The organism is Microbacterium saperdae, assembly GCF_006716345.1.
Taxonomy (GTDB): Bacteria; Actinomycetota; Actinomycetes; order Actinomycetales; family Microbacteriaceae; genus Microbacterium; species Microbacterium saperdae.
Map to the genome: position 1 here is coordinate 145,726 of NZ_VFOX01000001.1, position 21,436 is coordinate 167,161.

A 21,436-nucleotide genomic window follows, 5' to 3' on the forward strand; every position below is an offset into this window, starting at 1 on the left:
CTGTTCTCGGTAACATCTCTCCAGGCGGGACCGACGGAGGTGCTCATGGCCAGCCTCGGCTCCGACAAGCCCGGCATCCGCCACGTGGCAGATCTCGCCGGCGTCTCGCACATGACGGTGTCGCGGGTGCTCAACGGTCATCCGAACATCAAGCCGGACACGCGTCGGCGCGTGCTCGAGGCGATCGAGGAGCTCGACTACCGCCCGAACATGGTGGCCAGGGCTCTGGCGACTCAGCGCACCCACCGCATCGGCGTCATCATCGAGAGTGCCGTGTCGTTCGGGCCGACCAGCATCCTGCGCGCCGTCGAGATGGCCGCGCGCACCTCGGGCTATTCAGTCAGTGCCGTCGCCCTGCATGAGGGCGACACGCTGACACCGCAGGACGCGGTCGACAACCTCACCACCCAGGGCGTCGACGCGCTGTGCGTGATCGCTCCCCGGTCGTCGTCGGTGGCGGCACTCCGGCGCATCTCGCTGAGCGTGCCCATGCTCGTCGTCAAGGCGGATGCCGACCCCACCTTCCTCACGGTCTCGATCGATCAGCACGCGGGCACCTCGCTCGTGGTCGATCATCTCGTCGCCCTCGGGCATCGCGACATCCTCCATATCGCCGGTCCGCTCGATTGGCTCGACGCCAGGGCCCGCGAACGCGCGTTCCACACCAGGGCCAAGTCCTGGGGCATCCGTGAGCGCCCCATCGTCGTCGGCGACTGGACCGCGGACTTCACCTATGACTTCGCGAAGGGGCTCACCCGGCTGCCCGACTACACGGCTGTCTTCGTCGCGAACGACGACATGGCGATCGGTCTCATCCACGGACTGCACGACCGCGGATTCGAGGTTCCCAAGGACCTCAGCGTGGTCGGTTTCGACGACGTGCCGTTCGCCCGCCACTTCCTGCCGCCGTTGACCACCGTCCGGCAGGACTTCGCGGCCCTCGGTGCCGCCGTCGTCGAGATGCTTCGCGCCGCCCTCGAAGAGCGCGAGCTGCCGAAGCTGACCCGCATCCCGACCGAACTCGTCGCCCGCGGCTCCAGTGCCGCCCCCCGGCAGGTGCGCTGATGGCATCGCGCGCCCACACCCCGATCGTCGAGCTCACCGGCATCCGTGTCGAGTTCTCCGATGTCGTCGCGCTCGACGACATCGACTTCCGGTTGTTCCCCGGTGAGGTGCACGCGCTGATGGGCGAGAACGGTGCCGGCAAGTCGACCCTGATCGGCGTGCTCACCGGAACGCGGACCCCGGTCGCCGGAACCGTCGTCGTCGCGGGGGAGGAGCGCCGGTTCTCGGGCGTCGCCGACGCGCGGGCGGCCGGCATCGCAACCGTGTTCCAGGAGACCCAGCTCGGTCCAACGCTCAGCGTGGCGGAGAACGTCATGCTCGGCCGGGAGCGTCGCGGACGCTTCGGCATCGACTGGAAGCGCACGAGGGCGGATGCCGCGGACGCGCTGTCCCGACTCGGTCTGGACGACATGGATCCGCGGACGCCCATGGGGATGTTGTCGCCCGCACAGAAGCAGCTGGTCGCGCTCGCCCGCTCGATGGTCGACGACCCGCGCATCCTCGTCCTCGACGAGCCGACGTCGAGCCTGGATCGCCCCGAGGTCGATCTGCTGATGCGGGTGATCAGGGGGCTCCGCGACCGCGGGGTCGCGATCCTGTTCGTGTCGCACTTCCTCGAGCAGGCCTTCGCGATCAGCGACCGGATGACGGTGCTGCGCGGTGGGCGTCGGATCGCCGAGACCCCCACGCGCGAGCTCGAGCGGGCCGACCTCATCTCGCAGATGCTGGGCAAGGATCTCGAGGCGCTGCGCGCGCTCGGCTCCGAACGCAAGGCTCATCACTACGCGGCCGATGGTGAACCTGCACTGCGGGCGACGGGGGTCGGTCGCCGCGGGGAGCTCGATCCCACCGACATCGACGTGTACCGGGGAGAGATCGTCGGGCTCGCAGGGCTCCGCGGCTCCGGACGCACCGAACTCGCCTCGCTGCTGGGCGGGTCGCTCCGCGCGGACAGCGGTCAGCTCAGGGTCGACGGCGACCGTGTGCAGCTGCGCAGTCCCTCGGCCGCGTTGAAGAGCCGGATCGCGATGTCGGTCGAGAACAGGAGAACGGACGGCATTATCGCCGAGCTGACCGCGCGCGAGAACATCGTGCTCTCGCTGCAGGCACTGCGCGGATGGACGAGACCGCTGTCTCCGTCGGAGATCGCGGCGCTCGCCGACACCTACGTCGAGACGCTGCACCTGGACCCCGCGGATCTCGCGCGACCGGCGGGTCACCTCTCCGGAGGCACGCAGCAGAAGGTGCTGCTCGCGCGCGCGTTGGCGACCAGGCCTCACGTGCTGATCCTCGACGAGCCCACGCGTGGCATCGACATCGCCGCGAAGCTCGACATCCAGCGGCGGGTCAGCCAGCTCGCCGGAGACGGTGTCGGAGTGGTCTTCATCTCTTCCGAGCTCGAAGAGGTCGTGCGCCTCAGCGACCGGATCGTGGTGCTCAAGGACCGCGACAAGATCGGCGAACTCAGCAACGGTCCCGCGGTGACGGTCGACAGCGTCGTGGAGTTGATCGCCGCGGAACTGGATCCGCTGGACGACTGAGGTGTGTCCGGTAACAACGAATTCATCACGAACCGCCCCCGAATCTCCGGATGTGCTTGTGTTCCGAAAATTGTTCCCGGTAACATGATCCACGCGACGCCCCTCCAGGCGTCCTGTCATCACATCTGGACCGGCACGGTCCACCCCCGGGAAACGACCCGGAATCTCGAGGAGGAGATCAAATGTCTGCAATGAAGCGCACTCGTACAGTTCTGGGGCTCGTCGCCGTCGGCGCGCTCGCGCTCGGTCTGACCGCATGCTCGAGCGGAGACTCCGGCGATGCCGGTGACTCCGGCGACTCGGGAGAGCTCACCACGGTCGGTTTCGTCGCCGTCGGCCCCGAGGGCGCATGGCGTCAGGCGAACGAGAGCAACATCCAGGACACGTTCACGGAAGAGGCCGGCTTCAACCTGAAGTACGCCCCCGCCACGAACCTCGACCAGAAGTCGCAGATCGACGCGTTCACGTCGTTCGTCGATGAGGACGTCGATGTGATCCTCCTGTCGGCGACCGAGGCCAGCGGCTGGGAGGACTCCCTCAAGCTCGCGCAGGAGGCTGAGATCCCCGTCATCCTGCTCGACCGCGGCATCGAGCCCAACGACACGAGCCTGTACGTCACCCGCATCGCCCCCGACAACATCGAGGTCGCCAAGGAGGTCGGAACCTGGGCGGCAGCCGAGTTCCCCGACGGCGGCAACTACGTGGTCCTCGAAGGACCGGCCGGTGTCGGCGTCGTGAACGAGCGCAACCAGGGCTTCGACGAGGGCCTCGGCGACTCCACGCTGAACAAGGTCGACGCCCAGACCGCGAACTGGTCGGCGGAGGAGGGCAAGAGCGTCTTCGAGACCATGCTCAAGGCCAACAACAACGACATCCAGTTCGTCTTCGCCCAGAACGACGAGATGGGTCTCGGCGCAGCTCAGGCCGCAGAGGAAGCCGGTCTGGTCATCGGCACCGACGTGAAGATCGCCACGATCGACGGTACGAAGAACGCGATGCAGGCGCTCGCCGACGGTCAGCTCAGCTACGTGCACGAGTACAACCCGCTGTTCGGTGAGACGGCACTCGAGGTCGTCGAGAAGGCTCTGGCCGGCGACTCGGTCGAGTCCTACATCATCGTTCCGAGCGAGGCGTTCGACTCGGCGGATGCGGCCAAGGCCGTTCTGGCGGACCGCAAGTACTGAGCACCACCCCGTGACCTCGGGGACGGCGCCGACGGCGTCGTCCCCGAGGCCGGACAGACGGAGAGACAACGATGAACGAAGAACTGCCCATCGTCGAGATGCGCGGGATCACCATCGAATTCCCCGGCGTGAAGGCACTCGACGGAGTCGACTTCCGCCTCTTCCAGGGCGAGGTCCACGCGCTCATGGGAGAGAACGGCGCGGGCAAGTCGACGCTGATCAAGGCCCTCACCGGTGTCTACCGGATCGATGCAGGCTCGATCGTCGTCGCCGGCCAGGAGCGCAGCTTCGCCGGCACGGGCGACGCGCAGGCCGCCGGGATCTCGACCGTCTACCAGGAGGTGAACCTCGCCCCCAACCTCACCATCGGTGAGAACGTCATGCTCGGGCACGAGGTGCGCGGTGTCCTCGGCGTCAACTGGCGGGCCACCCACCGCGCCGCCACCGAGGCGCTCGCCCGGCTCGGGCTGGACCATCTCGACACCCACCAGCCGCTCTCCACGCTCTCGATCGCGATGCAGCAGCTCGTCGCGATCAGCAGGGCCATGGCGATCAAGGCCAAGGTCCTCATCCTCGATGAGCCGACGTCGAGTCTCGACGCCGCGGAGGTCGAGGGTCTCTTCACCGTGATGCGCACCCTGCGCGACCAGGGCGTCGCGATCCTCTTCGTCTCGCACTTCCTCGACCAGATCTATGCGATCAGCGACCGTCTCACGGTCCTGCGCAACGGGCAGTACGAGGGCGAGTACCTCACCCGCGACCTCGACAGGCATGCGCTCATCTCCCGGATGATCGGCAAGGACCTCGATGCGCTGAAGTCGCTCGGCGGCAACCGCCGTACCACCCCGCGCGACGCCGACGAGGCGGCGTTCCTCTCGGCATCCGGCATCTCGCGCGCCGGCGCGGTGCACGCCACCGACCTCGAGATCCGTCCAGGGGAGGTCGTCGGCTTCGCCGGGCTCCTCGGCTCGGGGCGCACCGAACTCGCGCGTCTGCTCTACGGCGCAGACCGCAGCGAGTCCGGCGAGATCACCGTCAAGGGGCGCAAGGTCGATCTCTCCTCGCCGTCCGCCGCTCTCTCGCAGCGCATCGCCTTCTCGACCGAGAACCGTCGGGACGAGGGCATCATCGGCGACCTCACGATCCGCGAGAACATGATCCTCGCCGTCCAGGCCAAGCGCGGGTGGGCGCGGCCCATGCCGCGCAAGGAGCAGGACGCGATCGTCGACAAGTACATCGCGGCGCTCAACGTGCGACCGGCCGATCCGGAGCGGATGATCAAGAACCTCTCGGGCGGCAACCAGCAGAAGGTGCTCCTCGGACGGTGGCTCGCCACCGAGCCGGAACTCCTGATCCTGGATGAACCCACCCGAGGCATCGATGTCGGCGCGAAGGCCGAGATCCAGGAGGCCGTCGCGGAGCTCGCAGACCAGGGCGTCGCCGTCGTCTTCGTCTCGTCCGAGCTCGAGGAGGTCGTGCGTCTCTCCGAGCGGATCGTCGTGCTCAAGGACCACAGCAAGATCGGTGAGATCCAGAACGGCCCCGACGTCACGGCGCAGGAGATCGTCGACGTGATCGCCGCGCACGGTGTGGAGGCCGCGGCGACGACTCTCGAGCAGGAGCTCGACGCGATCGAGGTCGTCCACGTCGCACCCGTCGCCGCTTCCGATGTGCAGCCAGAGACCCTCGAGGGGGAGACCCGATGAGCGCATCCGCTCGTGCGTCCATGTGGCGCGACCTGATCCGCAAACCGTTCTTCTGGGGCATCGTCGCGATCGTCGCGCTGCTCGCGCTGAACGTGCTGAAGGATCCGACATATCTCGCGATCTCGATCAACCCGAACAACGGCAACCTCGTCGGCAACCTGATCGACATCCTCCGCCAGGCGGCACCGATCATGATGATCGCGATCGGCATGTCGCTCGTGATCGCGACCGGCGGCATCGACCTCTCGGTCGGCTCGCTGATGGCCGTCGCCGGAGCAGTGTCGATGGAGTTCCTCGCAGCGGCGAACGACTCCGGCTCGGTCGGCGTCGCCCTCGCCGCCGTGGGGCTCGCGTTGCTCGTCACGGCGATCCTCGGCGCGGTGAACGGCATCCTCGTCGCCTACGTCGGGCTGCAACCGTTCATCGCGACCCTCGTGCTGATGCTCGCCGGGCGAGGCATCGCCAAGGTCATCACCGGCGGCCAGAACACGGCGGCGTCGAGCGATCCGTTCCGGTGGATCGCGAACGGCTTCGTCATCGGCATCCCCGTGGTGTTCCTCCTCGCCGTGGTGATCGTCCTGGTCGTGGCGTGGGTGGTGCGCCGCAGCGCCCTCGGCCTCATGATCGAGGCCATCGGCATCAACCCCAAGGCGAGCCGGATGGCCGGGATCAAGCCGAAGGGCCTCCTGCTGACGACCTACGTGCTCAGCGGCATCCTCGCGGGCATCGCCGGGGTGATGTCGGTCGGCAGCGTCATGACGGTCGACATCTCCCGCACCGGCTACCAGCTCGAGCTGGACGCGATCCTCGCCGTCGTCATCGGAGGAGCCTCGCTCGCGGGTGGCAAGTTCTCGCTCAGCGGCGCCTTCGTCGGTGCCCTCCTGATCGCGACCCTCGACAAGACCGTGCTGTTCCTCGGCGTCTCGTCGTCCGCCACCCCGGCATTCAAGGCGATCGTGATCGTCGCCATCTGCCTGCTGCAGTCCGAGCGGGTGCGCAGCTGGTTCCAACGTCGCAAGAAGGCGCAGACCCCTTCGCCGCGAGTCGAGATCATGAAGGAGGCGGCAGCATGAGCGTCATCGCAGCAGCACCCGTCCAGAGTGCCGGCCCGAGCTTCCTCGATCGGATGCGTCGTCAGCTCACCGCGAATCCGTCGGTCGTCCCGACCATCGCCTCGGTGATCATCTTCGTCGGCATGATCGTGTACGGCGAGATCGCCTACGGGAAGATCGTGCAGGCGAGCACCCTGTCGAACCTGCTGATCAACAACGCGCACCTCATCGTGCTCGCCGTCGCCCTCACGTTCGTCATCCTCACCGGCGGCATCGACCTGTCGGTCGGCTCGGTCATCGCGGTCTCGTCGGTCGCGGGCGTCATGCTCTCGAACGCCGGGTGGAATCCGCTCGTCGTGATCGTGCTCATGATCGTCATCGGAGGGCTCTTCGGACTCGTCTCCGGCGTCTTGATCCGATACTTCAACGTGCAGCCGTTCATCGCGACCCTCGCCATGATGTTCCTCGGGCGCGGCCTCGCGTCCCTGCTGAGCACCAAGCCGGAGCAGCTCCCGGCCGAGTCGCCGATCCGGCTGATCGCCGAGAAGATCAAGATCATCGACGGACCGAAGGTGAACGACCTCGTCATCACCCCGGCCGTGATCATCGCGATCGTCGTGGTGCTCGTCGCCTTCTTCGTGCTGCACCGCACCCGGACAGGACGCACCGTCTACGCGATCGGCGGATCCGAGAACTCCGCGCTGCTGATGGGGCTCCCCGTGCCGCGCACCAAGGTCCTCGTCTACGTGATCAGCGGCTCGCTCGCCGGGCTCGCCGCCGTGCTCTACACGGCCCGGCTCGGGACGGCCCAGAACATCACCGGCATCGGCTGGGAGCTCGACGCGATCGCCGCCGCCGTCATCGGAGGAACGGTTCTCACCGGTGCCTACGGCTACGTGCTCGGCTCGGTCGTCGGAGCGCTCGTGCTCGGCCTCATGACCGTGCTCATCACCCGCGACGGCGGCATCCCCCCGGAGATGACCACCATCATCACGGGCGGCATCCTGCTGGTCTTCGTGCTGCTGCAGCGCGTGGTGACGCGCAAGAAGGAATAGCGAGCGCGTCCGCTCGAACGCTCCACCCGACCGCTGAGTTCGGGTGGAGCGTTCGTCGTCTCAGGCGCGCGGTGTCCGCGCGAGGAACGGCCGCGGCCACGCCCCGAGGGCGAGCACCGCGAGGATCGTCTGGAGCAGCCCCGTGACGAAGTAGATCCCGTGCAGGGGAGACCACACGAGCATGATCGCGATCTCCACGAAGATCCAGATCATCATCGTCAGGCCGGCGGCGGCGTGCAGGCCCCAGGCGACGCGGTAGCCGCGCAGCTGCGAGAGCAGTGCGAGCACCTGCACCCCGCCGACGACGATCCCGAGGATGACGCCGGGCCAGAAGTACGACGAGAAGATGCTCCCCTCGATCCATGCGAGCGGGAGCCCCATCCCGCCACCGACGGTCAGGCCCACCATGCCGGCCAGCGCCGAGAGCAGGTTGAAGGCTGCGATGCCGATGAGGCCGAACCGGAGGGCGCGGGGCGGGCGCTGAGTCGAACGCATGGCTCCACGGTAGCGCCGGGACGCGCGCCGCCGAGGTCACGGGACCGGGAGAAATCCCCGGTCCCGCGCCTGATCAGACCGTCGGCACCCAGACCCGCATGGTCGAAGGGCCGCGCTGCGCCCAGTCGTGATACGGCACCAGCGGCACCTCGGCGACCTCGCCCGAGGACCGGCGCCGCAGCGGCAGCGCCACCCGTCCCTCGACCTCGACAGGGTCTCCGGCGACGACGGCCTCTGCCACATCCGCCCCGAAATCGACCGATTCCAGCGCCCACACCTCGGGTCCGCGCTCGACGACCACGCATCCGCGTACCGCGTCGATCATGGGATGCGGCGCGCTCACCCGTGCGACCAGGGGCAGCACGAGCTCGACGACGTCGCCGACGCGGAACGCCCGCTCCACCGCCGCGGTCCCCGGCAGCACGGACTTCTCCGAGAGCCCCTCTTCCGTCGTCACCCGCAGCACCGCGTCCGACGCCCAGGAGGGCACCCGCAGCGTCAGCACGAACTCCGCGTCCTCGACGATCGTGATCCGGATGGTGCCGTCGACGGGATACCCGGTCGCGACGTCGAAGGCCACGGCTCGTCCGTCTGGCAAGCTCGTGCGCACCTGTGCGGGGGCATACTGATGCAGCTGCACGCCCTCGTCATCGGCCGTGGCGACATACGCGGCGAGACTGGCGAAGGTGCGCGCCACGTTCGGCGGGCAGCACGATACTTCGAACCACGGCGCCCGCAGCGACGACGAGGCCCGCGGCGAGGTGCCCTCCGGGTCGGCCGGAACACCCGGAACGCGCTGATGCAGCGTGTTGGCGTAGTAGAACGCCTTCCCGTCCGGCGCCGGCGAGGTCGCCACGACGTTGAACAGCGTGCGCTCGATCAGGTCGGCGTGTGCCGTCTCGCCGGTCGCCAGCAGCAGACGCCACGAGAACATCACCGAGCCGATGCCCGCGCAGGTCTCGGAATAGGCGCGGTCCGGCGGCAGCTCCCAGTCGTCGCCGAAGGCCTCGTCCTGATGGTGCGAACCCTGGCCGCCGGTCACGTAGGTGCGGCGCTCGACCGTGCGTTCCCACTGGCCCCGCAGCGCGTCGAGCAGGGCGGCGTCGTCGCGCTCGACCGCGACATCGGTCGCCCCGGACGCCAGGTAGTTCGCCCGCACGGCGTGCCCGCGCAGCGCCTCGGCGTCACGCACCGGCACGTCGTCCTGGAAGTACTCCTGCCCCCACTCGATCTCGCGCAGGGAGCCGCGCCCGTGCCGTTCCACGAACAGCGCGGCCTGGTCGATGTAGCGCTGCTCGTCGAGCGCACGGCCGAGCTCGGCGAGGCCGACCTCCACCTCGGCGTGACCGCAGATCGCATCGCGTCCGTCCGCCCCGAACTCCCGGCACACCAGGTCGGCGGCACGGCGGGCGATGCCGACCAGCCCGTCGTCGGCGTCCGGACGGGTGCGGTGGCGGGCCACGGCCGCCTGGAACAGGTGCCCGAGGCAGTACAGCTCGTGTCCCCACTCCAGATCCGACCACCGGTCGCCCTGTCCGGGCCGACCGAAGCGCGTGTTCAGGTAGCCGTCGGACTCCTGGGCGGCGGCGATCCGGGAGACCACGGCGCGGAACCGCTGCTCGAGCGGGTCGGCGGCGGCGGCATCCGTACGCCCGATCTCCCAGGCGAGGGCCTCGAGATACTTGTAGACCTCCGAGTCCGCGAACTCCCGCCCGCGGCGTCCTTCGGGGAGCGCGCCCGCGGCGGCGAGGTCGAAGTTCGGCAGCCACCCCTCGGACTCGAGCCGCGATTCGATGTGCGTGAGCGTCGCCGCGCCGTTCACGTCCTGGCGCTCGCCCCAGAACCCTCCCGTGATGCGTACCTCGGAGAGGCCGAGCGGGCGCAGGCGCCCATGGCGGGGAACCACCGGGGCGACCGGTGCAGTGCTGTCGAACATCGTCATCCCTTGAAAGCGCCGGACATGAATCCGCGCACATAGTGTCGTTGGAGGATCAGGAAGAGCACGATGCAGGGCAGCGCCAGTACGACGACCCCCGCCTCGGTCGCGCCGTAGTCGACGACGCCCTGCACCTGACCGCGGAGGTTCGTCACCGCGAGAGGCAGCGTCATCCGGTTGGAATCGTTGATCAGGATCAGCGGCGCCATGAAGTCGTTCCACGCCGTCAGGAAGGCGAACAGGCCGACCGTGACCAGGCCCGGCTTCACGGCCGGCAGCAGCACGCGCCACAGGGCGCCCCAGCTGGAGCAGCCGTCGACCATCGCCGCCTCGTCCATCTCCTTCGGCACGGACTCGAACGAGATGCGCATCATGAACATCGAGAACGGCAGTTGGAACATCGTGATCACCAGCGCGACGCCGACCAGCGAGTTCTGCAGGCCCACCGCGTTCAGGATCACGTACAGCGGGATCAGGAGCGTCGCGTAAGGCACCATCAGGATCGCCAGGGTCAGCAGGAACAGTGCGTTCTTGCCGGGGAACGAGAACCGCGCGAACGCGTATCCGCCCAGCAGCGAGATGAACAGCGTGAGGGCGACCGTGAGCACCGAGACGAACAGGGAGTTGCCGAGGTACACCCAGATGCCCGCCTGGTATTCGCCGAGCGCGGCGTAGTTGCCGAAGCCCCAGCCGTCGGTCTGGCTGGTGCCGGCCCTCGGGCTCACCGACGAGACGCCGGTCCAGATGAGCGGGTAGAGGAAGATCACCGCGAGAGCCGTCGTGAACACCCAGTAGGGGATGCCGAAGATGATGCGCGTCGTCTTCGAGCGGTAGCGCGGCACGGTCGGCTGATGATTCGGCGCGACGATCGTGCGCGTCAGGGTCTGATTGTTCGACATGGTGCTCAGCTCTCGTCCGGACGCCGGAAGGCGCGCAGCTGGAAGACGTTGATGACGATCAGTGCCAGCAGCACGATCACCGAGAGGGCGCCGGCGATGCCGAGGCTGTTCTGGCCCTGGAAGGCGACGTTGTAGATCAGCTGCACCACGGTCATGGTGCTGTTGTCGGGTCCGCCCTTGGTCAGGATGTAGAACTGCTCGAAGGCGAGCAGCGATCCGGTGACGCACATCACGGTGGTCAGCGCGAATGTCGGCTTGAGTAGCGGAACCGTGATGTCGCGGAAGGTCTGCCAGCGGCTGGCGCCGTCGATGCGGGCGGCCTCGTAGACGTCATCCGGGATGCCCTGCAGGCCGACCAGCATCAGCAGCATGTAGAAGCCGGCGAAGCGCCACACGATCAGGAAGATCGTCGACCACAGTGCGCCCTCGGGGGTGCCGAGGAACGTGATCCCCCAGGACTTCATCAGGGCGGCGAACGGGCCGGCGATGGGGGAGTAGAGCACGTAGAACAGCAGCGAGGCGGAGGCCAGGCCCAGCGCGCTCGGGATGAGGAACGCCGTGCGGAGGAACCCCTTCCACCGCGTGGACTCCTGCACCAGCAGGGCGAGGCCCAGTCCGAGGCCGATCAGGATCACGGTCGTGATGACGGTGTACAGCAGGGTGAAGCGGATCGAGTCCCAGAACAGGCGGTGGGTGACGGCGTCCACGTAGTTCTCGGGGAAGTTCAGGCCGCGGTTGCCGCTCAGCAGCGGCCAGTCGGATGCCGACATCTGCAGCACCAGCACGAGCGGCACCACGAACAGCAGCGCCACGAAGATCGCCGTCGGTGCGGCGTACAGCCATCCCTGCACGGGGCCGCCGAACCCGGTGCGCGCGCGGCGTCGGCGCAGCGGCGTTGCGGTCGAAGTCATCTGGGTCTCTTTCACTACGTCGTCGGAGGGTGGGGGCGACGGTGTGCGCCGCCCCCACCGGGGGATCACTGCGAGAGGATCGCGGTGATCTCGTCGTTGTCGGCGTCGACGGAGTCGTCCCCGTTGAGCACGCGGTTGCGGATGAGCGAGAGCCACGGGCTGCCCGGTGCGTTGAACGCCTGCTGGAAGTTCAGCGCGACCGGCGTGCTGCCCTGCGCTGCGACCTCGTTGATCGTGACCAGGCGCGGGTCGGCAGCGGCGTACTCGTTGTTCGCCAGATCGCCGCGGGAGACGGCGTTGCCGTCCTTCGCGAGCACCTCGACCTGCGCATCCTCCGACATCATCCAGTTGAGGAAGTTCCAGGCCTGCGCGGACTTCTTCGAGTCCTTCGAGATGCCGATGCCGTCGCCGCCGACGAACGTCGAGACCCCGCCGTCGACACCGGGGATGCCGGCCACACCGGCGTCGAACTCGAGAGACGGCAGCAGCGTGGCGGGGAACGGCATCACGCCGACCTTGCCCTCGCTGAAGGCCGCAGTCCACGTCGGGCCCGCCTCGTCCGTCGAGCTGGGGAGCACGGCTCCCGCCTCCTCCAGATCGGCCCAGGTGTCGTACACGGCCTGGGCGGAGTCGCCGTTCAGCAGGGACTCGGTGCCGTCCTCGTTCATGACCTGGTCGCCGGAGGCCCAGACCGACGGGAACCAGGTGAAGACCAGGCATCCGCCGCAGTTGAGGCCGGTCGCGGTGCCGTAGGTGTCGGGCTTGTTCAGGGCCTGCACGGCCTTGGCCGCATCCGCGAACTCCTCGAGCGTGGCCGGTGCCTTGTCGGGGTCTAGGCCGGCTTCGGTGAACAGCTCCTTGTTCCAGAACAGCATCGAGAGGTCCAGGGCGAACGGCAGCACGTACTCGGCGCCGTCGACCGTGCCGGCTGCGAGGTGACCCTGGTTGATCTCGTCCTTGAAGTCGAGGCCGTCGATCTGCTCCGAGATGTCGGCGAAGAGCCCCTGCTGCGCCCAGTTGGGGACGTAGACGATGTCGGCGGCGAACAGGTCGGGGAGGCCGTTGGAGCCGGCTGCGGCTCCCACCTTGGCGACGTAGTCGTCGTTGGGGACGACCGTGAGCTCGACCTGGTTCTCGTGGCTGTCGTTGTAGGCGTCGACGAGCAGCTTGGCCTGGCGCTCGATCGGAGCGCGGGTCCACAGCGTCAGGGTCGAGCCGTCGTCGGTGCCTTCGGCCGTGATCGGCTCGTCGGAGGTGTCGTCGGCGGCGGGCGCGCAGGCGGCGAGTGCGCCGGCGAGCAGTCCGGCCGCGACGACCGCAGCGGATGCGCGGCGCACGGCGTGGGTGCGGGTGGTGTTCATGGGTGGGAGCTCCTCTTGGCTCGTCCTCGAGCGGGTGCGGTGTGGCGCTTCGACAGTGCAGCGCGGGTGTGGAGATCAGGTTCTTCGAAATCTACGAAAACCCTTTCGAGAAGGTATAGCGTGGTTTCGGCGAGGGCGTCAACCCTCGTTCCGATAACCTTTCAGCAACAGGGAGTGGGATGAGCGACGCGACTGGAGCACGGGCGGTGACCCTCGGCGATGTCGCCGCGCGCGCCGGGGTGTCGATCTCGACGGCATCCAAGGCGCTGAACGACCGGGGCGATGTCTCCGCCGTGACCAGGGCCAGGGTGCAGGCGATCGCCGATGAGCTCTCCTTCACGCCCAACGCGATGGCGCGCGGCCTGCTCGCGGGGCGCACCGGCACCGTCGGACTGCTCACGAGCGACCTGGAAGGCCGCTTCATGATCCCGATCCTGATGGGCGCGGAAGACGCCTTCGGCGCCGGGCGGATCAACGTGTTCCTGTGCGATGCGCGCGGCGACGCCATCCGCGAGCAGCACCACCTCAAGGAGCTGCTGAGTCGGCGCGTCGACGGCATCATCGTGGTGGGCAGGCAGACCGACCCCCGCCCCTCGCTCGGCCAGGACATCCCGGTGCCGGTGGTCTACGCCTACGCGCCGTCGGACGATCCGCGCGACCTCTCGCTCACCCCCGACAACTACGCCGGCGGACGTCTCGCGATCGAGCACCTCCTCGCGTGCGGGCGGCGGCGCATCGCGCACATCTCGGGGGAGCCGTCCTACGCGGCGGCGCAGGACCGTCTCGCCGGAGCCAGGGCCGCGCTCGGCGAGGCCGGGCTCGAACTGGTCGGCGAGCCGATGCTCTCGGAGTGGACGGAGCACTGGGGTCGCGACGCCGGCGCGCTGCTGCTGCAGCGGCATCCCGACATCGACGCGGTCTTCTGCGGCTCCGACCAGATCGCCCGCGGTGTGCTCGATTCCGCGCGTGACCTCGGTCGCTCCGTGCCCGACGACCTCGCGGTGATCGGCTACGACAACTGGGAGGTGCTCGCCACCAACGCGCGCCCCGAGCTCACCAGCATCGACGCGAACCTGCAGCAGCTCGGACGCCAGGCCGCCCAGCGGGTGTTCGACGCGATCGACGGTGTCGACATCGGCGAGGGCGCGCACCACATGCCCGTACGGCTGGTGATCCGCGGCTCGACCATCGCCCGCCGCTGAGTTCGGCGTCGCGCGGGGTCCCTGAGCCCGTCGAAGGGCCCGCGGTCAGACGTGGTCGCGCCAGGAGTGCTGCGGGTCGTACCCCAGCACGCGGCGCGCCTTGTCGATCGACAACAGCGTCTCGTTCGGCCCGACCTCGCGCGTGAGCGGCACGTCGGGGAAGACCTCGGCGAGCAGTTCCGCGTTCGGACGCGACATCGCGGTGTCGGCGGCCGCGATGATGAACCGGTCGAAGCCGGGGGCGGCGCCCTCGAGCGCCCGCTGCACCGCCTGGGCGCCGTCACGGGCGTCGATGTAGCCCCACAGGTTCCACTTGCGGCGCAGGGCGTCGGCGTCGAACTCCGGGAACTCGGCGTAGTCCTCGGGGGCCATGACGTTCGAGAAGCGCAGGGCCGTGATCGACACGTCGGGGTACCAGCGCACCAGCTCGCTCGCGAGCTGCTCCTCGAGCGTCTTCACCAGTGAGTACACCGATTCCGGTCGGGCGGGGTAGTCCTCGTCGACCGGAGCATAGGGCGGCGGTACATCGAACGGCAGGCCGAGCACGGTCTCGCTCGATGCGTAGACGATGCGGCGGATGCCGAGCCGCACTGCGGCCCAGAACACGTTGAACGTGGCGGGCATGTTGTTGTGGAAGGTCGCGACATCGCTGCGGATGCCGGGGGCAGGGATCGCCCCCAGATGCACGACGGCATCGATGCCGTCGTGACGGTCGCCCACGCCCGTGAAAGCGTCGATGACCTGGCCGTAGTCGGTGAGATCGACCTGCACGAAGTGGGGACCGCGGGTGCCGGCGACGTCCATGCCGATGACCTCATGGCCGTTCGCACGGAGCTCCCGCGCGACGACGCTGCCGAGCTTGCCGGATGAGCCAGTGAGAGCGATGCGCATGTCACCAGAGTGGCACGGCGGCGAGGCGGTGGCATCCGTCGTCGTACACTCGTCGGCGTGAGTGACACGAGCAGCGAGCCCCGTCGAACCGTCGGCGTGCGCGATGTCGCCGCCCTCGCCGGAGTCTCCCGACAGACCGTGTCGCGGGTGCTGAACGACCACCCCGACGTCGCTCCCGAGACGCAGGAGCGCGTGCGCGCGGCCATGACGGAGCTCGGCTACCGCATTAACAACGCGGCGCGCGCGCTGGGCACCCGGCGCTCCCGCACGCTCGGCGTGCTCGCCTCCGACGCGCTGCAGTACGGCCCGTCGCGCAGCATCGCGGCACTCGAGGCCTCGGCGCGCGATGCCGGGTACTGGGTCAGCGCGGCATTCGCGGATGCCGGGGACGCGGCTGCCGTCGTCGCGGCCGTCGACCACCTGGTCGCGCAGGGTGTCGAGGGCATCGTGGTCGTCGCACCGCACGCCCGCACCCTGGCCGTGCTCGACGACCTGCGCATCGACGTACCGGTGATCACGCTGCATTCCGCCGGCCAGGGCGCGCGGGGGCTGTCTGTCGATCAGGCCGCGGGCGCCCGCCTCGCCGTCGCGGCTCTGGCCGACGCCGGGCACACGCGCATCGCGCATCTGGCCGGTCCTGCCGACTGGCTCGAGGCCGAGTCGCGGGCGGACGGTTTCGCCGCCGAGCTCGCCGCGCGGGGCCTGGACGCCGGGCCCGTGATCGAGGGTGACTGGTCGGCCGGATCCGGGTACGCGGCCGTCGCCGCCGTGCGGTCCTCGGGTGTCACAGCGGTCTTCGCGGCGAACGACCAGATGGCGCTCGGTCTGCTCGGCGGGTTGCACGAGGCGGGGCTCTCGGTGCCCGGTGACATCAGCGTGGTCGGGTTCGACGACATCCCGGACGCCGCGTACTACTGGCCGCAGCTCACCACGGTCCGTCAAGACTTCGACGAGCTCGCGCGCCGGGCCGTGGCCGCCGTGATCGGCGGGGTGGCGACCGAGGCCCTGGCGCCGGTCGCCCCCGAGCTGATCGCCCGCGCCTCGGTGGCTCCGCCCCGCTGACGCCCGCTGGCGTCGAGCCGCCGCACATCCGGCGCCCCGCCGCGCATCCGCTCCCGCGCGAGACCTCCAGAACTCCGGAGATCCGCCACACGTGGGGTGGCGGCTCGGCGTGGTTCCGCGCCGCGCGCCGTGCTCCAGCCCCGGATCTCCGGAGTTGTGGAGCGGCGCGGAGGCGAGCGTGTGCTTGACGTGCCCGCAACCCCCGTGACACACTTCTGTGACCGGTCACAGTGAGCGGTCACGAACCCCCAGAGGTACCTGTGAGCAACGACGCCCCCCCGTTCGATCCCACCGTCGAGCGCGCGATCGCCTCCGTCCGCGCCGATGTCGCCCGATTGCACGGCGAACTCGTGCGTTACGGGCTCGTCGTCTGGACGGGCGGCAACGTCTCCGGCCGCGTGCCCGGTGCCGACCTGTTCGTGATCAAGCCGTCCGGCGTCTCCTATGACGACCTCACGCCCGAGAACATGATCCTGTGCGATCTCGACGGTGCCGTCATCCCCGGCACTCTGGGCAGCGACCGCTCGCCCTCCAGCGACACCGCCGCGCATGCCTACGTCTACCGGAACATGCCGGAGGTCGGCGGAGTCGTGCACACGCACTCGACCTACGCGGTGGCCTGGGCAGCCCGCGGGGAGGAGATCCCCTGCGTGATCACGGCCATGGCGGACGAGTTCGGCGGCCCGGTTCCGATCGGTCCGTTCGCGATCATCGGCGACGACTCGATCGGGCGCGGCATCGTCGAGACCCTCAGCGGTCATCGCTCCCGAGCCGTGCTCATGCAGAACCACGGTCCGTTCACGATCGGCGCCGACGCGAAGGATGCCGTGAAGGCAGCGGTCATGGTCGAGGACGTCGCCCGCACCGTGCATCTGGCCCGCGAGGCCGGACCGCTCATCCCCATCCCGCAGGAGGCGATCGACCGGCTCTACGACCGATACCAGAACGTGTACGGCCAGAGTGCGGATGCCCGCCGATGAGCACACGCGATGACATCGCCGCCGGACGCACGAGCCTCGGCATCGAGCTGGGCTCCACGCGCATCAAGGCCTGCCTGATCGGCCCCGACGCGACCGACGTGCTCGCGACCGGATCGTTCGCCTGGGAGAACCGGCTCGAAGACGGCCTGTGGACGTACGCCCTCGACGAGGTCTGGACCGGGCTGCAGGCCGCCTACGCCGACCTCGTCACCGACGCGGAGGCGCAGCACGGCATCCGTCCCGACACGTTCGGGGCCATCGGCATCTCGGCGATGATGCACGGCTACCTCGCCTTCGATGCGCAGGGCGAGTTGCTCGTGCCCTTCCGCACCTGGCGCAACACGAACACCGGCGTCGCCGCGGCCGCGCTGAGCGAGACCCTCGGTGTGAACATCCCGCTGCGCTGGTCGATCGCACACCTGCACCAGGCGGTCGTGGATGCGGAACCGCACGTGCCGCAGCTCGACTTCGTGACCACGCTCGCCGGATACGTGCACTGGCGGCTCACCGGGGAGCGGGTGCTCGGAGTCGGCGACGCCTCGGGCATGTTCCCGATCGATTCCGCGACGGCCGACTACGACGCCGCGATGCTCGAGGACTACGCCGCGCTGGTGGGGGACCGCCTTCCCGCGTCGCTGACCGCGCTGCTCCCGGCCGTCCAGGCGGCGGGCGCGGATGCCGGTGCGCTCACGGCCCCCGGTGCCGCGCTGCTGGATCCCACCGGAACACTGCGTGCCGGTATTCCGCTCTGCCCGCCCGAGGGCGACGCCGGCACCGGGATGGTGGCGACCAACGCCGTCGCACCGCGCACCGGCAACGTGAGCGCGGGCACGAGCATCTTCGCGATGGTGGTGCTGGAGCGCCCGCTGTCCGAGGCGCACGAGGAACTCGACCTCGTCACGACGCCCGCCGGCGATGCCGTGGCGATGGTGCACTGCAACAACGGCGCCAGCGAGCTCGCGGCGTGGGCGGGACTCTTCACGCGCTTCTCCGCCGCCGCCGGCCAGCCGCTCGACGATGATGCCGTGTTCGACGTGCTGTTCCGCGAAGCGCTCGCGGGTGAGACGGATGCCGGGGGACTGCTCGCGTACAACCACCTCGCGGGCGAACCGATCGCCGGGCTCACCGCCGGACGGCCGCTGTTCGTGCGCACGCCTGACAGCGACTTCAGCCTCGCCAACTTCGTGCGCGCGCAGCTGTACGGCGTGTTCGGGACGCTCGCCCTGGGCATGCAGACGCTGACCGCCGAGGGCGTCGGACTGGACCGGATGTTCGCGCACGGGGGCATGTTCCGCACCGCCGGAGTCGCCCAGCGCTTCCTCGCGGGGGCGCTCGCGGCGCCGGTCGCGGTCGGCGAACTCGCCTCGGAAGGCGGGGCGTGGGGCATCGCGGTGCTCGCGTCGTACCTCGCGCACGCCGACGACCTCTCGCTGGGCGCGTATCTCGACGAACACGTCTTCGCCGCGGCATCCGTCTCGGTCGCCGACCCCGATCCGGCCGATGTCGCCGGCTTCTCCTCCTACCTCGATCGCTACCGGGCAGGTCTGGCCGTCGAGGCCGCCGCCGTCGCATCGCTCTGAACTTCCGCACCTCTTGAAAGGCACTTCCATGGCACTCACCACCTCCCTCGACGGCTACGAGGTCTGGTTCCTGACCGGCAGCCAGCACCTCTACGGTCCCGAGACGCTCGCCCAGGTGGCCGAGCAGTCGCAGCAGATCGCGCGGCTGCTCGACGAGTCGGCCGAGGTGCCGGTGAAGATCGTCTGGAAGCCGGTGCTGACGGATGCCGCCGCCATCAAGCGCACCGCGCTCGAGGCCAACGCCGATGACCGCGTGATCGGACTCGTCGCATGGATGCACACGTTCAGCCCCGCGAAGATGTGGATCGCCGGACTCGACGCACTGCAGAAGCCGCTCGCGCATCTGCACACGCAGGCCAACGTCGAGCTGCCCTGGGCCGACATCGACTTCGACTTCATGAACCTGAACCAGGCCGCGCACGGCGACCGTGAGTTCGGGTACATCCAGACCCGCCTGGGCGTGCCGCGCAAGACCATCGTCGGCCACGCCTCCGACCCTCGTCTGCGCCGTGAGCTGGGCACCTGGCAGCGGGCGGCGGCGGGCCTCGCGGCCTCGCGCGACCTGAAGCTGGCGCGCTTCGGCGACAACATGCGCTTCGTCGCGGTGACCGAGGGCGACAAGACCGAGGCCGAGCTGCGCTTCGGGGTGCAGGTCAACACCTGGGGTGTGAACGAGCTGGCTGAGGCCGTGGCCGCGGCATCCGACGCGGCGATCGACGCCCTGATCGCCGAGTACGAGGAACTGTACGAGGTCGCCCCCGAGCTGCGCCGCGGGGGCGACCGGCACTCCTCGCTGCGCGACGGCGCCGCGATCGAGGTCGGGCTGCGCTCCTTCCTCGAGGAGGGCGGCTTCGGCGCCTTCACCACGTCGTTCGAGGACCTCGGCGCCCTGAAGCAGCTGCCCGGTCTCGCGGTGCAGCGCCTCATGGCCGAGGGGTACGGCTTCGGCGCAGAGGGCGACTGGAAGACCGCCGTGCTCGTGCGCATCGCGAACGTGATGGGTTCCGGTCTGCCCGGCGGCGCGAGCCTCATGGAGGACTACACCTACGACATGACCCCGGGTGACGAGCTGATCCTCGGCGCGCACATGCTCGAGGTGTCTCCGTCGCTGACGACCGCGAAGCCCACGCTCGAGATCCACCCGCTCGGCATCGGCGGCAAGGACGACCCGGTGCGTCTGGTGTTCACGGCCGACCCCGGCCCCGCCATCGTGGTCGCGCTGAGCGACATGCGCGACCGGTTCCGTCTCACCGCGAACGTGGTCGAGAACGTGCCCCCGCGCGCCTCGCTCCCGAAGCTCCCGGTGGGGCGCGCGGTGTGGAAGCCGCAGCCGGACTTCACGACCAGCGCCGCCGCCTGGCTGACCGCCGGAGCCGCGCACCACACGGTGATGTCGACCGCGGTCGGCATCGAGGCTTTCCGCGACTTCGCCGAGATGGCCGAGGTCGAGCTGCTCGTGATCGACGACAGCACCACGCTGCCGGAGTTCCAGAAGCAGGTCCGCTGGAACCAGGCCTACTACCGTCTGGCGCAGGGCCTCTGATGCCCCCGCGCTCAGGGCGGCAGCTGCGCATCACGGGTCACGGCTACGAGGCGGACATCGCGAGCGTCGGAGCATCATTGCGCGCACTGACCTTCGACGGGCGTGATCTGGTCGTGCCGTTCGACGCCGACGAGGTGCGGCCGGGCTACCGCGGTGCGACCCTCGCGCCGTGGCCCAACCGCATCGTGGACGGCCGTTACCGCTTCGACGGGGTCGAGCATCAGCTCGCGCTGACCGAGCCCGCGCGCGCCCAGGCGCTGCACGGCCTCCTCGCCTGGGTCGAGTTCGAGGACCGTCTCGTGCTCGACGACCGCATCGCGCTCGCCGCGGTGATCGAGCCGCAGACCGGCTACCCGTTCCGCATCGAGGTCGAGGTCGAATACCGTCTGGAGGCCGACGGACTGCGTCAGACCGTGACCGCGCGCAACATCGGGGCGGATGCCGCGCCCTGGGGTACCGGACCGCATCCGTACCTGGTCGCCGGTCCCGGTCGCGTCGACGACTGGACGCTCACGCTCCCGGCATCCGAGGTGCTCACCGTGACGCCCGACCGGCTGAGCCCGGTGGCGGTGGAGCCGGTGACGGAGCATCCGGAGTGGGACTTTCGCGACGCGCGGACGATCGGCGACGTGTTCATCGATCACGCCTTCACCCAGCTCACGCGCACGGAGGGCATCGCAGAGGTGCGTCTCGTGACGGCGGACGGGGCCGGAGTCGGACTCGCGTGGGACGAGGGATGCCCGTGGGTGCAGGTGCACACCGCCGACACCCCCGCTGTTCCCGCGACGCACCGCATCGGGCTCGCTGTCGAGCCGATGACGTGTCCGCCCGACGCCTTCAACTCGGGTGTCGACCTGGTGACCTTGGCGCCCGGTGCGACGCATGCCGCATCCTGGCGGCTCTTCGCCGTCTAGGCCCAGGCGGGATGTCCGAAGCTCCGGCATCCCGCATGAACGCGATCCACAGGAGATCT

General features: G+C 69.3%; 18 protein-coding genes. 12 read left to right on the forward strand and 6 right to left on the reverse strand.

The window, feature by feature from the left end; genetic code table 11:
* Nucleotides 1–45 precede the first annotated feature (45 nt).
* From FB560_RS00675 to FB560_RS00700, 6 genes are all read left to right on the forward strand, one after another.
* Nucleotides 46–1,065, forward strand: coding sequence for a LacI family DNA-binding transcriptional regulator (locus FB560_RS00675; RefSeq protein ID WP_141870597.1), 1,020 nt, complete (start codon nucleotides 46–48; stop codon nucleotides 1,063–1,065).
* The gene (locus FB560_RS00680) at nucleotides 1,065–2,606 is read left to right on the forward strand and encodes a sugar ABC transporter ATP-binding protein (RefSeq protein WP_141870598.1); all 1,542 of its coding nucleotides are present in this window, start codon (nucleotides 1,065–1,067) and stop codon (nucleotides 2,604–2,606) included. Before FB560_RS00675 ends, FB560_RS00680 begins: the two co-directional genes overlap by 1 nt.
* A gap of 182 nt (nucleotides 2,607–2,788) precedes the next feature.
* A complete protein-coding gene (locus FB560_RS00685; protein WP_141870599.1) occupies nucleotides 2,789–3,790 on the forward strand; it encodes a substrate-binding domain-containing protein in 1,002 nt (333 codons plus the stop codon).
* A gap of 71 nt (nucleotides 3,791–3,861) precedes the next feature.
* On the forward strand, nucleotides 3,862–5,496 hold the full coding sequence (locus FB560_RS00690; protein ID WP_141870600.1) for a sugar ABC transporter ATP-binding protein: 1,635 nt from the start codon (nucleotides 3,862–3,864) through the stop codon (nucleotides 5,494–5,496).
* The gene (locus FB560_RS00695) at nucleotides 5,493–6,569 is read left to right on the forward strand and encodes an ABC transporter permease (protein WP_141870601.1); all 1,077 of its coding nucleotides are present in this window, start codon (nucleotides 5,493–5,495) and stop codon (nucleotides 6,567–6,569) included. The genes FB560_RS00690 and FB560_RS00695 overlap by 4 nt, the downstream gene beginning before the upstream one ends.
* Entirely contained in the window at nucleotides 6,566–7,603 is a 1,038-nt protein-coding gene (locus FB560_RS00700; protein ID WP_141870602.1) for an ABC transporter permease, read from the forward strand. The genes FB560_RS00695 and FB560_RS00700 overlap by 4 nt, the downstream gene beginning before the upstream one ends.
* 60 nt (nucleotides 7,604–7,663) lie before the next feature.
* On the opposite strand, the gene FB560_RS00705 is transcribed toward FB560_RS00700, so the two are convergent.
* From FB560_RS00705 to FB560_RS00725, 5 genes are all read right to left on the reverse strand, one after another.
* The gene (locus tag FB560_RS00705; RefSeq protein WP_229673368.1) at nucleotides 7,664–8,098 is read right to left on the reverse strand and encodes a hypothetical protein; all 435 of its coding nucleotides are present in this window, start codon (nucleotides 8,096–8,098) and stop codon (nucleotides 7,664–7,666) included.
* 73 nt (nucleotides 8,099–8,171) lie between these two features.
* Complete coding sequence (locus FB560_RS00710; protein ID WP_407662539.1) at nucleotides 8,172–10,034, reverse strand: glycoside hydrolase family 127 protein; 1,863 nt, start codon at nucleotides 10,032–10,034, stop codon at nucleotides 8,172–8,174.
* Between the two features lie 2 nt (nucleotides 10,035–10,036).
* Nucleotides 10,037–10,933, reverse strand: coding sequence for a carbohydrate ABC transporter permease (locus FB560_RS00715; RefSeq protein WP_141870604.1), 897 nt, complete (start codon nucleotides 10,931–10,933; stop codon nucleotides 10,037–10,039).
* A 5-nt stretch (nucleotides 10,934–10,938) separates the two neighbouring features.
* A complete protein-coding gene (locus FB560_RS00720) occupies nucleotides 10,939–11,844 on the reverse strand; it encodes a carbohydrate ABC transporter permease (RefSeq protein WP_141870605.1) in 906 nt (301 codons plus the stop codon).
* Nucleotides 11,845–11,909: 65 nt separating this feature from the next.
* On the reverse strand, nucleotides 11,910–13,205 hold the full coding sequence (locus FB560_RS00725) for an ABC transporter substrate-binding protein (RefSeq protein WP_141870606.1): 1,296 nt from the start codon (nucleotides 13,203–13,205) through the stop codon (nucleotides 11,910–11,912).
* A gap of 179 nt (nucleotides 13,206–13,384) precedes the next feature.
* Between FB560_RS00725 and FB560_RS00730 the strand changes: the two genes are divergently transcribed.
* Nucleotides 13,385–14,407 carry a LacI family DNA-binding transcriptional regulator gene (locus FB560_RS00730; protein ID WP_141870607.1) on the forward strand — a complete coding sequence of 341 codons (1,023 nt, stop codon included), beginning with the start codon at nucleotides 13,385–13,387 and terminating at the stop codon, nucleotides 14,405–14,407.
* Between the two features lie 45 nt (nucleotides 14,408–14,452).
* Here the strand turns inward: FB560_RS00730 and FB560_RS00735 are convergent, their stop codons facing one another.
* Nucleotides 14,453–15,298 (reverse strand): NAD-dependent epimerase/dehydratase family protein, encoded by an 846-nt coding sequence (locus tag FB560_RS00735; protein ID WP_141870608.1) that lies wholly within the window; start codon nucleotides 15,296–15,298, stop codon nucleotides 14,453–14,455.
* A 57-nt stretch (nucleotides 15,299–15,355) separates the two neighbouring features.
* Here FB560_RS00735 and FB560_RS00740 point away from each other — a divergent pair, with 57 nt between their 5' ends.
* The 5 genes from FB560_RS00740 to FB560_RS00760 all read left to right on the forward strand — a co-directional run bounded on the left by FB560_RS00740 (nucleotide 15,356) and on the right by FB560_RS00760 (nucleotide 21,377).
* Nucleotides 15,356–16,360, forward strand: coding sequence for a LacI family DNA-binding transcriptional regulator (locus FB560_RS00740; protein WP_141870609.1), 1,005 nt, complete (start codon nucleotides 15,356–15,358; stop codon nucleotides 16,358–16,360).
* 260 nt (nucleotides 16,361–16,620) lie between these two features.
* Entirely contained in the window at nucleotides 16,621–17,340 is a 720-nt protein-coding gene (locus tag FB560_RS00745; protein WP_141870610.1) for an L-ribulose-5-phosphate 4-epimerase, read from the forward strand.
* Entirely contained in the window at nucleotides 17,337–18,920 is a 1,584-nt protein-coding gene (locus FB560_RS00750; protein ID WP_141870611.1) for a xylulokinase, read from the forward strand. Before FB560_RS00745 ends, FB560_RS00750 begins: the two co-directional genes overlap by 4 nt.
* Nucleotides 18,921–18,948: 28 nt before the next feature.
* Nucleotides 18,949–20,463: an L-arabinose isomerase gene (gene araA / locus FB560_RS00755; protein ID WP_141870612.1), complete on the forward strand. Its 1,515-nt coding sequence runs from the start codon at nucleotides 18,949–18,951 to the stop codon at nucleotides 20,461–20,463.
* Nucleotides 20,463–21,377, forward strand: a complete 915-nt coding sequence (locus tag FB560_RS00760) for an aldose 1-epimerase family protein (protein ID WP_141870613.1) — start codon at nucleotides 20,463–20,465, stop codon at nucleotides 21,375–21,377. Before araA ends, FB560_RS00760 begins: the two co-directional genes overlap by 1 nt.
* Nucleotides 21,378–21,436 lie beyond the last annotated feature (59 nt).